The sequence below is a fragment of the Rhodoferax sp. GW821-FHT07F03 genome (genome assembly GCF_059418745.1).
Map to the genome: position 1 here is coordinate 135,967 of NZ_JBWKQM010000008.1, position 12,763 is coordinate 148,729.

General features: G+C 62.3%; 12 protein-coding genes. 5 read left to right on the forward strand and 7 right to left on the reverse strand.

The genetic code is table 11. The features are described from left to right. Window positions 1-21: 21 nt before the first annotated feature. A complete protein-coding gene (locus AC07R0_RS13770) occupies window positions 22-1,659 on the reverse strand; it encodes a FecR family protein (RefSeq protein WP_495105234.1) in 1,638 nt (545 codons plus the stop codon). A gap of 241 nt (window positions 1,660-1,900) precedes the next feature. Here AC07R0_RS13770 and AC07R0_RS13775 point away from each other — a divergent pair, with 241 nt between their 5' ends. Further along, window positions 1,901-3,016, forward strand: coding sequence for a GGDEF domain-containing protein (locus AC07R0_RS13775; RefSeq protein WP_495105235.1), 1,116 nt, complete (start codon window positions 1,901-1,903; stop codon window positions 3,014-3,016). Here AC07R0_RS13775 and AC07R0_RS13780 read toward each other — a convergent pair whose 3' ends face one another. Both AC07R0_RS13780 and tsaE read right to left on the reverse strand, forming a co-directional pair. Further along, window positions 3,017-4,423, reverse strand: a complete 1,407-nt coding sequence (locus tag AC07R0_RS13780) for an N-acetylmuramoyl-L-alanine amidase (protein ID WP_495105236.1) — start codon at window positions 4,421-4,423, stop codon at window positions 3,017-3,019. Continuing rightward, complete coding sequence (gene tsaE / locus AC07R0_RS13785) at window positions 4,420-4,920, reverse strand: tRNA (adenosine(37)-N6)-threonylcarbamoyltransferase complex ATPase subunit type 1 TsaE (protein WP_495105353.1); 501 nt, start codon at window positions 4,918-4,920, stop codon at window positions 4,420-4,422. The genes AC07R0_RS13780 and tsaE overlap by 4 nt, the downstream gene beginning before the upstream one ends. Between tsaE and queG the strand changes: the two genes are divergently transcribed. From queG to AC07R0_RS13800, 3 genes are all read left to right on the forward strand, one after another. Continuing rightward, window positions 4,900-5,982 (forward strand): tRNA epoxyqueuosine(34) reductase QueG, encoded by a 1,083-nt coding sequence (queG, locus tag AC07R0_RS13790; protein ID WP_495105237.1) that lies wholly within the window; start codon window positions 4,900-4,902, stop codon window positions 5,980-5,982. The two genes, tsaE and queG, sit on opposite strands and share 21 nt — an antisense overlap. Window positions 5,983-6,144: 162 nt before the next feature. Continuing rightward, the gene (locus AC07R0_RS13795; RefSeq protein ID WP_495105238.1) at window positions 6,145-7,269 is read left to right on the forward strand and encodes a patatin-like phospholipase family protein; all 1,125 of its coding nucleotides are present in this window, start codon (window positions 6,145-6,147) and stop codon (window positions 7,267-7,269) included. Between the two features lie 49 nt (window positions 7,270-7,318). After that, complete coding sequence (locus AC07R0_RS13800; protein ID WP_495105239.1) at window positions 7,319-8,974, forward strand: methyl-accepting chemotaxis protein; 1,656 nt, start codon at window positions 7,319-7,321, stop codon at window positions 8,972-8,974. A 16-nt stretch (window positions 8,975-8,990) separates the two neighbouring features. On the opposite strand, the gene AC07R0_RS13805 is transcribed toward AC07R0_RS13800, so the two are convergent. The 3 genes from AC07R0_RS13805 to AC07R0_RS13815 are packed head-to-tail and all read right to left on the reverse strand — an operon-like array spanning window position 8,991 to window position 10,739. Continuing rightward, window positions 8,991-9,764 carry an alpha/beta fold hydrolase gene (locus AC07R0_RS13805; RefSeq protein ID WP_495105240.1) on the reverse strand — a complete coding sequence of 258 codons (774 nt, stop codon included), beginning with the start codon at window positions 9,762-9,764 and terminating at the stop codon, window positions 8,991-8,993. Window positions 9,765-9,775: 11 nt separating this feature from the next. After that, window positions 9,776-10,087: a YciI family protein gene (locus tag AC07R0_RS13810; protein WP_495105241.1), complete on the reverse strand. Its 312-nt coding sequence runs from the start codon at window positions 10,085-10,087 to the stop codon at window positions 9,776-9,778. Between the two features lie 28 nt (window positions 10,088-10,115). After that, window positions 10,116-10,739 (reverse strand): FMN-dependent NADH-azoreductase, encoded by a 624-nt coding sequence (locus AC07R0_RS13815; RefSeq protein ID WP_495105242.1) that lies wholly within the window; start codon window positions 10,737-10,739, stop codon window positions 10,116-10,118. Between the two features lie 97 nt (window positions 10,740-10,836). On the opposite strand from AC07R0_RS13815, the gene AC07R0_RS13820 reads away from it, so the two are divergent. Beyond that, complete coding sequence (locus tag AC07R0_RS13820; RefSeq protein WP_495105243.1) at window positions 10,837-11,724, forward strand: LysR substrate-binding domain-containing protein; 888 nt, start codon at window positions 10,837-10,839, stop codon at window positions 11,722-11,724. A 52-nt stretch (window positions 11,725-11,776) separates the two neighbouring features. On the opposite strand, the gene AC07R0_RS13825 is transcribed toward AC07R0_RS13820, so the two are convergent. Then, window positions 11,777-12,682 carry an AEC family transporter gene (locus tag AC07R0_RS13825; protein WP_495105354.1) on the reverse strand — a complete coding sequence of 302 codons (906 nt, stop codon included), beginning with the start codon at window positions 12,680-12,682 and terminating at the stop codon, window positions 11,777-11,779. Window positions 12,683-12,763 lie beyond the last annotated feature (81 nt).

Here is a 12,763-nt window from a genome sequence, read left to right on the forward strand (position 1 = left end):
TGGCAAGAGGCAAAAAGGTGCTCAGAGAAAGCCCAGAAGCGGTAGCAACAAAAGCAGTACACGCCAGGGGCTGGGTGCATCTGGCACGGTGAAGGATTGGGTGCCGCCCCAGGGGCCGGTGTAGCCGTCTTCGCCTATGGTCTGCACCCGTACATAGTGGGTGCCAGGTGCCAGGTTCTGTAGGGCGTATTGGGTGGTATCGGTCTGCGCATCGGTCTGCGGGCTGGCAAAGGTCTTGTCAATGTCTACCTGTAGCCGGTATTTGGCGGTTTGGGGCTGGGCGGTCCAGCGCAGGCTCAGGTTGCCGTCCTTGGGAGGCGGTATGTCTACGCCCGGGCCTGGCAGTACGCGCCTGAAGCTTTGGGCATCACCCCAGGGCCCCTGGCCTTTTTGGGGGTGGATAGCCGCCATGCGCCATTGGTACTGGCCAGGGGGCAGGTCCTGCTGGGTTGTGGTGCTGGCGGTATTGGCCAGCTCCTGGTCTTCCAGCGGCGCTGGTTGGTCCTTGGCGCTGACTTGCAGGCGGTAGCGCCAGCTGGGGTCGGCCAGGGTCCAGCGGAAGCTGGGTTGGGTGGCTGTGGTGGCGCTGTCGGCTGCGGGCTCTATCAGCAGTGGCGGCTCGGGCCTGGCATGTACGACCAGGCTGCGCTCGGTGCCCAGGCCTTCCAGGCCTTGGGCGTCGATTGCGCGCACGCGCAGCACGTAGCTGCCATCTGCCACGTCGCGGGCACGGATACGGGCTGCGGGCGAGGTTTCGTCCGACTCGGCCACCACGAACTGCGTGCCTGGTGCCAGCTGGGTGCGGTAGCTGCTGGCACCGGCGACCGGGGGTAGCGGCCAATCTATGGGCAGGCGCTCTATGCGCTCGGGCAAGCTGTCCAGCACCGGTGCGGGCAGCAGCGTCACCGGCTGGTCGGGCGACTGGCCGGCCTGGGCTAGGCTGCCCTGGGCGGCCGAGGCGGTGACCTGGCCTGCCGGGTTGCTTACCTTGACAGCGCCCTCTATCACTTCAGTGCGCAGGCTGTCTTTTTCGGCGTAGACGCGGAACTGGGTGCCGCGCACCGCTGCCACGGCCGCCGGGGTGCGGATTTCAAAACGACCGCCCGAGGTTCCCATGGGCGTGACCTGGTTTTCCAGGCTGCCTTGCAGCAATTCCAGCTCCACCATGCTGACCTGGCCCAGCACGCGCCGCTGCGTGCTGCGTAACTGCAGCGCGGTATCGCGGCGTACCAGCACGCGGGAGCCGTCGGCAAACTCCAGGCTGGCGCTGCCGGTGGGGCCGGTTTGCAGGCCGGCGGGTGCTTGCAATAACTCGCCCACTTCTGGGCTACGGGCTGCGGCTTGGCCAGATACCAGGCGGGTATCGCCCACCACGGCGGCCACGCGTACCTGGGCCGATTCCAGTCTGAGCCAGTCTGTGGGGATGTGCAGGCGGGTTCCCGGCGGGATGCGGTGATCGTCTGGAATATGGTTGCGCTGCCGCAGCGCCAGCGCCAGGGCGGGTTTTTTCAGATAGCGCTGGGCCAGGTTCCAGGGATGATCTCCAGGCTGTACGGTATAAACGAAGTCAGCGGCCGAGGCGCTGCCAAAGGCGCCTGACAATAAAAGCAGCGCCAGGCCGTGGCCCAGTTGCGTAGAGCGGTAGATGTGCAGTTTCATCGTGTCTTACATTTCGGTTGCTGCCGTTGTGCTGGGCGATGGCAGCTTGTAATAATGCCGTTACAAGCTGCATTGGACAACATTTAGATGGGTCTGAACCGCCAAAGGGCGTCGCTGCTAGCGCATTTTTGAAGTACGTCGCTTGAGGCAGCGTGTAACACGGTCTTAACACGACCTTAGGCTCCGCTCCCCAGGGGCAATTATCCTTTGTAGCTTGGCGCCGCGCGCCAGAAAGAAGTACATGGACAGATCGAGGACCTGGCTTCAGCGCAGTCTGGACGGCTTGCTGGGTGTAGAAAAGGCCATGCGCATCCGCACCAGCCAATTTGTGCTGGCGGCGGTGCTGATGCTGGCCTGTATTGGCGAGCTGTACTGGCTGGCGGCATTCGGCATCGCCAATATGCAGGATGTGACCCACTGGTCCATCCTCTCCGGCGCTGGCCTGGTGCTGGTGTTTGCGCTGATTCGCAGCGGGTTTTCTCTGCGCTGGAGCGATCCCTCGCTGGCGCTGCCGCAGATGCTGTATGCGATTGCCTGCAACGCTGTGGCTTTTGTGATTGCGGGCGATGGCCGGGGGGGGACTTTGCCGCTGCTGTCGGTGATCTTGACCTTTGGCATGTTTGGCATGTCCACCCGGCAGGTGACGTTTGTAGGGGTTTACGCCTTGGTCCTGTTTGCCTGGGCGATTGCGTATGTGCGCGAGACCATGGGCAGCCTGGTGCCAGTCGAGATACACATCGCTTATTTCTTCATGTTGGTAATTGTCGTGATTGGCTGCTCTTTTTTGACCTGGCGCTTGACCAATATGCGCCAGCATATCCGCGACCAGAAGGACCAGTTGCAGCAGGCGCTGGAGAAAATCCAGCGCATCGCTACCCGCGATGAACTCACGGGTACGGCCAACCGCCGTTTCATGCAGGAGCAGATGCGGCAGGAGTTCCAACGCTCCAGCCGCAGCGGAACACCGGTGATGGTGGCGATGCTGGATATTGACTATTTCAAGCGCGTCAACGACACCTACGGCCACCAGGCAGGAGACCGCAGTCTGCAGATGTTTGCCCAGGTGGTGCAAAACAGCCTGCGCTCCACCGACCTGCTGGCGCGTTGGGGTGGAGAGGAGTTCCTGGTGTTGTTGCCCGATACCGACTTCAGCTACGGCATGGCCTGCCTGGAGCGCGTGCGCACCCAGGTGGCCGAGACCATGGTGGCCTTTGGCAGTGTGGAAATCCAGTTTACCGCGTCCATCGGTGTGACCCAGTACCTGGAGGGCGACTCCATAGAAAGTACGGTAGACCGTGCCGACTTTGCGCTCTATGCAGCCAAGGCCCAGGGCCGCAACCAGGTGGTTAGTGCATAGCTACACTGTGCGGTTGCGGGCCAGCGGCGGGTTCTTCGCAAAGTAGCTGCGGATGCCGCGCAGGATGGCGTCGGCCAGCTGCTCGCGGTAGTCGCTGCTTTTGAGCTTGGATTCCTCTTCTGGGTTGCTGATGAAGGCAGTCTCCACCAGCACGCTGGGGATGTCGGGCGCCTTCAACACCGCAAAGCCGGCCTGTTCCACGCTGCCTTTGTGCAGGCGACCAACACGGCCCACCTCGCCCAGCACCGCACTGCCTAGTTTCAGGCTGTCGTTGATCTGCGCGGTGGTGCTCATGTCCAGCATGGCGCTTTGCACCTGTGAATCCTTGGCATGCACATTGATGCCACCAATCGTATCGGCGGCGTTTTCCTTGTTGGCCATCCAGCGCGCGGCACTGCTGGAAGCAGCGCCGTGGCTGAGCGCGAACACGCTGGCGCCGCGTGCGGCGGGGGTGAGAAAGGCGTCCGCGTGGATGCTGACGAACAGGTCGGCCTGCACGCGCCGGGCTTTTTGCACCCGCACCTGCAGCGGCACGAAGAAGTCGGCATCGCGCGTCATGAAGGCGCGCATGGGGTTGCCGTTGACGGTGGTGGCGTTGATGCGCTCACGCAGCAGATGCGCCACCTGCAGCACCACATCTTTTTCGCGTGTGCCGCTGGGGCCGATGGCACCCGGGTCTTCGCCGCCGTGGCCGGGATCCAGGGCGATGATGATCAGGCGGTCAGTGCGCTGCGCAGCTGTGGCCGGATTATTGGCATCATTTGAGCCTGTAGCGCTGGGCGGCTGTGCTGGAGGCGCTATTGAATTGATAGCGGAATCCTTGTTGGGCGCACCACCGGGTACCGGCGGGCGCGCGATGCCTGTAATGGCCGGTTTGGTTTGCTGTTTGGCGATTAGCGCCTCTAGTGCGTCGGCCTCGGCGGCCTCGCTGGGCTGCGGAGCGGGCGTGCGGTCCGCCAGGCGTTCGGTGATCAGCGCCTCCAGCGGGTCTTCTTCCTGGGCCGGGTAGAGGTCAAACACCAGCCTGTGCTGGTAGGCCGCCACGGGGGCCAGGGTGAACACCTGGGGTTTGGCAGCGCGCTTCAGGTCGATCACCATGCGCACGATGCCGGGTGCGTTCTGGCCCACGCGGATGCCGGCGATGTTCGGGTCATCGGCTTGCACACGGCCCACCAGTTCGCGCAGCGCCGGGTTCAGGTCTATACCCTCGATGTCCACCGCCAGGCGCGGCGGGTTGGCCACAAAGGTTTGCTTCACCGCCAGGGCGGTATCCGATTCGATGGTGACACGCGAGTAGTCGGGCGCCGGCCACACGCGTACCGCCACGATGCTGGCGCCGCGCGCAATGTGCTGCGCACCCAGCAGCAGGGCCAGGGTGCTGCCTTGTACAAATTCGCGCCGCTTCATGCGCCTACTCCTTGCAGCAGGCGCTGGCCTATGGCGGTGGCGGCTGTGATGTGCACCTGGCGGGACTCGTCGGCCAGGGCTTCCAGTGTGATGGCCAGGTCGGGCGCGGGCAGCAGGCCGCCGGCGTTTTGTGGCCACTCGGCCAATTTCAGGCCGGGGCTGGCGAAGATGTCGCGAAAGCCCGCGTCTTCCCATTCGCGCGGGTCGCTGAAGCGGTAGAAGTCAAAGTGCCAGATATTCAGGCCGGGCACCTCGTGCGGTTCCACCACGGCATAGGTGGGGCTTTTGATGCGGCCGGGTACGCCCAGGGCGCGCAGTAGGTGGCGCACCAGTGTGGTTTTACCCGCGCCCAGGTCGCCGTGCAGGGTGATGAAGGCGTGGGTAATGTCGGGCTGGGTGGCCAGGGCCTGGGCAAAGGCGGCGGTCGCGGTCTCGTCGGTCCAAAGCAAGGTGCTGTGGGTTTCTACAATCGGCGAATGGTGTTGAACGGTGCTCAGAACAATGGTCTCCAATGGGTGTCGCAGATACAGGCATGGGCGCGCGAACTCGGATTTTCCCAAATTGGCGTGGCCCCGGTGGATTTGTCGTCTGCCGAAGCAGGTCTGATGGCCTGGCTGGCCCAAGGGTTCCATGGTGACATGGCTTATATGGCCAGCCACGGCATGAAACGAGCCCGCCCGGCGGAACTGGTGCCAGGGACCGTCAGCGTCATCACCGCCCGCATGGATTATCTGCCGCGCAGCACGCCCGAGGGTTGGCAGGTGCGGGAATTCGACCGTTTGAACCGGCCGGGCGAGGGCATCGTGTCCGTTTACGCCCGGGGGCGGGACTACCACAAGGTGCTGCGCGCACGCTTGCAAAAGCTCAGCGATCGCATCGCCGCCGAGCTGTGCCCGCTGGGTTACCGTGTGTTCACCGACTCGGCTCCAGTGCTGGAGGCCGAGCTGGCCGCGCGCAGCGGCCAAGGCTGGCGCGGCAAACACACCCTGGTGCTGAACCGCGAGGCCGGGTCGATATTCTTCCTGGGTGAAATCTATGTGGACATTGCTTTGCCGCCGTCCGCACCTACCAGCGGCCATTGCGGCAGCTGTAGCGCCTGCATTGATATCTGCCCTACGCAGGCCATCGTGGCCCCGCACCGGTTAGATGCACGTCGTTGCATCTCTTACCTGACCATCGAACATGCTGGGCCGATTCCGCTGGAGCTGCGCCCGCTGATGGGAAACCGCATCTATGGTTGCGATGACTGCCAGCTGGCCTGCCCCTGGAACAAGTTCGCCCAGCGCAGTGCCTTGCCCGACTTTGACGAGCGCCGTGGCTTGAGCGGTCAGCAACTGGCTACGCTGTTTAGCTGGACCGAGGACGAATTCCTGCGCTACACCGAAGGTGGCCCGATACGCCGCATAGGCCATGAACGCTGGCTGCGCAATGTGGCGGTGGCGATGGGCAATGCGCTGAGGGTGTTGGACGATGTGATGATCCGCAACGCGTTAGAGCAGCGAGCCCAGGACCCAAGTCTGCTTGTGCGCGAACATGTGACGTGGGCGCTGAAAAGTTAGTACATTCCTGAATTTAGAGCAGGGCCCTAGGGTATTTACTGTGTTTATTGATTTTGTAAACGTGTAAGAAAAACTATCTTTTTGCTGGTTGTAATTAATTAATTAATGAAATCAGAGGTAATATTGGCTACGAAATGTATCCAGTATTTCAAAGGGATTAGCGTGAACAATCAGTTCGGGAAAAAGAAGAAAGCGCTGGTTATCGGCGGTGGCGCTCCGAATTCGCCTTTGATTGCCGGCGCCTTAGCCGCCTTCCTGGACCAAGGCATTGAATTCGATGTGATTTCTGCCTCGGGCGCTGGCGTACTCATGGGCTTGCTGTACCAGGCACCCAAGAACTACACGCCCCGGGAGGCCTTGGTCCGCTGGGCTGAGGTCGGGGTTGCGGACACGATCTACAAGCTGTTCCCGGTCAACTACAAGATATTCCAGAAACCAGGTGCCGAGGCCATGCAGTACCGAAGTGCCATGCAGCCTGCTGCAGCGCCGATTGCGAGCAACCCGTTCCTGGATGCCATCACCAAAAGCTTCACACACAATTTCAGCCAGACTTCCGGTACCTGGAAAGACTGGATGCAACTGGTGCAGTCCAGTCTGTCGCCATCGGATTTGAGTAGCAAAAGCCTGGGCTTGTGCGCGCATCTGCCGTTCTTGGAGCAGTCGGTTGACTTCAGTGCTGTAGCGAACATGCGGCCGGCCTTCTACATCAATGCGTACAACATGACCCAGGGTCGCATGCAGATTTGGGGTAAGGATGAGATTCAGCCTGTGCATGTGCGGGCGGCCTTGTCATTCCCTTTTCTGTACCCACCGACCGAGATCGATGGGGACGACTACATAGAGGGTGCAGCGCTGGATACGCTGAATTTTCAACCCTTCGAGTCGAATGCTGATGGGCAGTCTCAGCATGACGACGTGGATACGCTGGTCGTGCTCGACATCCTGGGAGACGAGCGTTTGATCCGCAAGCCGCGCAATCTGTACGACGCCTGGGTTCGTTCTGTCATCACACCGCTGGTGAAGATATCGAAGGCTGAAACCCGGCTGTTCGAGCTCGAACACAACACCGACCCGGCCACCGGCCAGCCCAAGCGGCGCATGCTCAAGGTGGACCTGATGCAGGGGATTCCGGATGGGCACTGGCCGGAAGTGCTGGAGTGGTCAGCATCCAATATGCAACTGCTTTTCGAAGTCGGCTACCGGGCAGGGCAGGCATTCTGCTTGGAGCATGCAGCTCTTTTGCATGTCACACATCCCGAAGACGACGAGGCCGTATCCGCTTGTTGAGCAAGTCGGCAGAACGATGGCCACCTAATGACATTGACGAGGAACATCTATGACAATCACCAAACGCTTGCTATTGACACTGTCCACCGCGCTTGTCGCGTTGATTTTTGTGGGCGTGGATGGGCTGTGGCAGCTACAGCGTTCCCAGGATCGCTTTGACACGGTGCAGAACCGCATCATTCCCAGCATCCATGGTCTGAATGCGGCCAAAGGCTTTTTGGCGGACACCCGGCTGGCGGGTTACCGCTTGTCGGTGTTCTCCAATCTCAGCGACAAAACGGCTCTGGAAAAAGCCTTGACCGACGCCAACAAGAACTTTGATGACGTGATCGCGACCTACGAAAAGGAACGCATTTACGACGACACCGACCGCAAGATGCTGGCCGCCGACCGTGCCAACATGGAAGCCTATCGCCAGGCCTTGGTGCCGTTTTTCAGCGCTGCACGCGCGGGCGACATGGACGGTGTGCGCGCAACGCTGGTCGCCGGCTCGCCGTTGGCGCTGTCAGCTGCCGGTGTCAAAAAGGGCATAGACGAGCACATCGTCTACAACAACTCCTTGGTAGAGGCGGTGCGCCGGGAAAGTGCCGACGCCCATACGTTTGCCCAGCGCAGCATGCTGGCCGTGATGGTGGTGGCCTTGCTGCTGACGGGTACGCTGGCCTTGCACCTGTACCGCACCATTACCGGCAGCTTGGCCAATCTGCAGAAGGACTTTGAACGCGTCAGCGTGTCGCTGGATTTGTCGAAACCGGTGAAGATTGAGCGCATGGATGAAATTGGCCGGGTAGCGAATGCGTTCAACACCTTGCTGGCGCGCATTGCCGACGTAGTTGCAACGGTGCATGCTTCAGCCGATGCGGTCAGTGTTGCGTCGCAAGAGATCGCCGCGAGCAATGCCGACTTGTCGACCCGTACTGAACAACAGGCATCTTCGCTGGAGCAAAGCGCGGCCAGCCTGGAGCAATTGACCGCCGCAGTGCAGCAGAACACCAGCAGTGCGCGCGAGGCGAGCCAACTGGCGGTGACAGCATCGCAGATCGCATCGCAGGGTGGCAGTGTGGTGAACCAGGTGGTGAGCACCATGAATTCGATCAATGATTCCTCCAGCAAGATCGTGGACATCATCAGCGTGATTGATAGCATTGCATTTCAAACAAACATACTGGCGTTGAATGCTGCTGTCGAGGCTGCACGTGCGGGTGAGCAAGGGCGTGGCTTTGCCGTGGTGGCCAGTGAGGTGCGCAGCCTGGCACAACGCTCGGCGGCTGCAGCCAAGGAGATCAAGGCACTTATTGGCGACTCGGTTGACAAGGTTGGGTCTGGCAGCAAGCTGGTGGAGCAGGCTGGTGAAACCATGCAAGATATCGTGACCAGTGTGCGCAAGGTAACGGAGATTGTGGGCGAAATCGCATTGGCCAGCCAACAGCAAAGCGACGGCATCGGCCAGGTGAACGTCGCGATTTCTCAAATGGACCAGATGACCCAGCAGAATGCTGCATTGGTGGAAGAGGCTGCGGCCGCGTCCCAGGCCTTGCATGAGCAGGCACAAACGCTGGAGCAGGTGGTGGGTGTGTTCCAGGTGGACGCGAACCCGTTGGCGTCAAAGCCTGATCCCTATAAAGCCGCCTCGCGCTTGGCGGTCGCTGCACAGCCTAGTTCACCCGCACCGCGTTCTTCGGATAGGAAAATAGCTCTGAACTAGGTTGCTCTTCGAAAGCCTATTTCTCTACTGAGCGTGCTGCGCGCTCTATCAGCGCAACCACCGCGTCTGGGTGGCTGACAAGCGACATATGGCTTGACTTCACACTGACGGTCGTTGCGCCGATGGCCTGGGCCAGCGTGCGCTGGACCCGGGGTGAAAGGGCGTTATCGTTTTCCGTCACCAAATACCAACTGGGCTTGCTGTGCCATGCGGCCGTCGTCACTTTGTCGCCAAATGCGCGGGCGCCCATGGGTTGCTGGGCCGCTGCCAGCAGCGCTGCCTGCGCCACGGACACATCGCCCGCCATGACGTGCCGGTAGGCCACGGGATCGTCGAGCCAGATCAGTCCGTCGTTGTCGGGCGTGAAGCCTTCCATGGGCGCGGCCAGGCGGGTCAAAACGTCTGCGGTGGATTCACCCGAGTCCGGCACCAGGGCGGACAGATAGACCAGGCCCAGCACATTGCTGGTGGTGCCGGTCTCTGTCACCACGGTTCCCGCCCAGGAATGGCCAACCAGGATCACGCCGCCTTTCTGCCTTTCCAGAACACGGCGCGTGGCGGCAACGTCATCGGCCAGCGAAGTCAGCGGGTTCTGCACCGCCGTCACGTGGTAGCCCTTGCGCTGCAATCGCTGGATCACAGGTGTCCAGCTGGAGCCATCGGCAAAGGCGCCATGCACCAGCACGATGTTGCGCACCGTGGCTGGGGCCGCGCTGGCCGAGGCGAATGCGCAGCTGGCCGTCAAGGCCAGGGCGCCGCTGAACCAGCGCCAAAAACGGGATGTCGCCAAGATGCCGCTCCTCACTGGATGGCCTTGGCACCGGGCGCCCAGTCGGCTGGGAAGGCAGCGCTGCGCATGGCGGCGTCAAAGCCGCGTACCTGGTAGTCCACTAGCTTGTGTACGGCAAAGGAATCCAGTGCCAGCACGCGGTCCAGATCGTCGCGGCTATTGCTGCGTGCCAGCACAAAGCCACCGCTGCGGTCTTCCAGTGGACCGGCGACCAGTATCTGGCCGCTGCGTGTATGTGTGACCAGCCAGTCACGGTGCGTGTCGATGTGCGCATTCACCTCCTGGATGGGGCGGATGTAGTTCAGTGTGACGAGGTAAAGCATGGGTTTCTCCGAATAGTGGGGATGGTGATCAGGCAGCAGCTTGGCGTACGACATCGGCAACCGCTGCATGCGCGGTGCGCATGGACAGTTCCTTGGCCTCGTTGCCTCGGGACAGGTTCTCTGCACGTACGAAGCGCACGTCGGTGATACCTATGAAGGCGAAGACAGCCTTCAGGTAGTCCTCCTGGAAGTCCATGGCCGTGGCCGGGCCGGAGGTATACGCGCCGCCCCGGGTGGACGCGACGATCACGCGCTTACCCGTAGCCAATCCCACCGGGCCGGTGGCGGTGTACTGGAAGGTGCGCCCGGGCTGCACCACGCGGTCTATCCAGGCCTTCAGCTGGCTGGCCACCGAGAAGTTATACATGGGTGCGCCGATGACGATGGTGTCGCTGGCCAGCAGCTCGTCCACCAGAGCTGCCGAGCGGGCGTGCTCTAGCGCCACGCTGGCGCTGGTGTAGTCGCTGTGCACGGGCCGGAAGCTGGCGGCAATCGGGCCGTCCAGGTGCGGAATGGCGTCTTCCACGAGATCGCGGTAGCTCACCTGGGCGCCTGGGTGGTCGTGGCGGATGTGGCTGACGATGGCGGCTGTCAGTGCGCGCGATGTGGATGCGTCTGTGAGGATGCTGGAATCGAGGTGGAGAATTTTCATGTGATGCTCTTTAGTGGTAGTGCCTTGATGATCGGCAAATGGGCGGTGTCTGTCCAAGACGGAATGTGCGACAGTTGAGACCTGAAAGGACTCAACCATGCTCGACCTGCGCCAGCTCCGCTACTTCATTGCAGTCGCCGAAACCGAGAACGTGGGCCGCGCGGCCGAGCTGCTGCACATCTCGCAATCGCCGCTGAGCCGGCAGATCCAGCAACTCGAAGAGCAGCTCGGCGTACTGCTATTCGAGCGCAGCAAGAAGCGCCTGCGCCTGACGCACGAAGGGCGCGACCTGCTCGGCGAGGCGCGGGTGCTAATGGCGAATGCTCTGCGGGTCGAGGCCTTTGGCCGCCGGCTGGGCTCCGGCACCGCGGGGCGGCTGGCAATAGGCTATGTGGAGGGCGCCATGCATGCGAACCTGCTGGGCCCGGCGCTGCGGCGGTTTCGGCGTGCCAGTCCGGCAGTGGCCTTGTCCTTGCAGGCGCTGGGTACCGCCGTGCAGTTCGAGCGGCTGCGCCAGCGCACGCTGGACCTGGGTTTTGTCTATCGGGCGCCCGAGCCAGGGTCTGACCTAGCCAGCGTGGCGGTGGTGGACGAGCCGCTGCTGCTGGCCATCCCCAAGGATGACCCGCTGTGCAAGCTGAAAAACATCCAGCCCGCGCAACTGGACCAGCGCCCCTGGATCGCCGTGGCCCGCCAACCGGTGGACACCGTACGCCCCGCGCTGCTGGCCGGCTGCCAGCGCGCCGGCTTCACGCCCGACATCGCCTATGAAACCTCCGACCCTCTGTCGTCGCTGCAGCTGGTCAGCGCGGGCGTGGGGCTGACGGTGGTGCAGGCCAGCCTCGGCACGGCCAACGCTGTGCCCGATGTGGTGTTTCGGGAGCTGCCCTGGCTGAACCTGCGGGTCAACGTGTACCTCGTCTGGCGTAGCGACGAACAGCGCCCGCTGGTCAGCCAGTTTCATAACGCGGTTCTCAAGATTTAGGCCCCTGGCGCAGGCAATATCTGCACAGTCAGCTATATTTTTAATAGCAGCATCAATGAGCTAGCCCCAGGGCAAAAGGCAGGCTGAGTATGGCCAGCAGGGTAGACAAACTCACCAGGCTGGCCGTCAGCGCGCCGTCGTAGCCCATTCTGGACGCCAGCACATAGCAGCTGGATGCCGTGGGCAGGGCTGAGAACGCCAGCAGCACAGTGGTGTAGAGGGGCGACAAGCCCATGGCACGGGACATGCCCAGCGCCAGCAGCGGCAACACGCAATGCCGTATCCCCAAGATGCAGACGGCCAGCACCTTGGCCCGGGCCAGCGGCCCGAAGCGCATGCCAGCGCCCGCCGCCATCAGACCCAATGCGATGGACGCGGCGCCGATGCGGTTTACCGTGGGCTCCAGCCAGACCGGAATGGCAAAGCCCAGCAGGTTTGCCGCCAGGCCCGAGGCCGTGGCCAATATCAGCGGGTTGCGCAGCAGCTCGCGCGCAAAGCCGCGCTGCGCGTGCCGCGCCATGGGCCACACCGCCGCCACGTTGTAGATCGGTACGCAGATGCCGATCAGCACCGCCACCAGCTGCGGGCCCTGCGGGCCGGCCAGGCGCTCGGCCAGTGCCAGGGCGACAAAGGAGTTGAAGCGAAATGCCACCTGGGCCGTGGCTGCATGCTCGCGCCGGTCTATGCGCTTGCCGATGAAAGGCAGCCAGGGCAGGGAGTAGGACAGGGCGATGGCCAGTAGCCCGGTCGCCAGGCCGGCCAGTATCAGGCCGGAAGTGGCCTGCAGGTCCAGCGGGGTGCGCACAATCGACTGGAACAGCAGTACCGGGAACAGAAAGTAGTAGGTCAGGCTTTCCACCTGTTCCCACACCGTGCGGTTGAGGGCGGTGTAGCGGCACACCAGGTAGCCGCACAAAATCAGCGAGAAGTCGGGGAACAGCAGTTGCGCGTAGTACATCGCACCGAGAATAGCAGCCACCTTTTGTCCGTATTAGAAATTCACCATGATCCGTTCCACTGCCAGGGCCTGGGGCCTGCC

Bases quoted from the DNA above. Each gene is read 5' to 3' on its own strand.
- AC07R0_RS13770 (WP_495105234.1), bottom strand. From the start codon at position 1,659: ATGAAACTGCACATCTACCGCTCTACGCAACTGGGCCACGGCCTGGCG.
- AC07R0_RS13775 (WP_495105235.1), top strand. From the start codon at position 1,901: ATGGACAGATCGAGGACCTGGCTTCAGCGCAGTCTGGACGGCTTGCTG.
- AC07R0_RS13780 (WP_495105236.1), bottom strand. From the start codon at position 4,423: ATGAAGCGGCGCGAATTTGTACAAGGCAGCACCCTGGCCCTGCTGCTG.
- queG (WP_495105237.1), top strand. From the start codon at position 4,900: ATGGTGTTGAACGGTGCTCAGAACAATGGTCTCCAATGGGTGTCGCAG.
- AC07R0_RS13800 (WP_495105239.1), top strand. From the start codon at position 7,319: ATGACAATCACCAAACGCTTGCTATTGACACTGTCCACCGCGCTTGTC.
- AC07R0_RS13810 (WP_495105241.1), bottom strand. From the start codon at position 10,087: ATGCTTTACCTCGTCACACTGAACTACATCCGCCCCATCCAGGAGGTG.
- AC07R0_RS13815 (WP_495105242.1), bottom strand. From the start codon at position 10,739: ATGAAAATTCTCCACCTCGATTCCAGCATCCTCACAGACGCATCCACA.
- AC07R0_RS13820 (WP_495105243.1), top strand. From the start codon at position 10,837: ATGCTCGACCTGCGCCAGCTCCGCTACTTCATTGCAGTCGCCGAAACC.
- AC07R0_RS13825 (WP_495105354.1), bottom strand. From the start codon at position 12,682: ATGTACTACGCGCAACTGCTGTTCCCCGACTTCTCGCTGATTTTGTGC.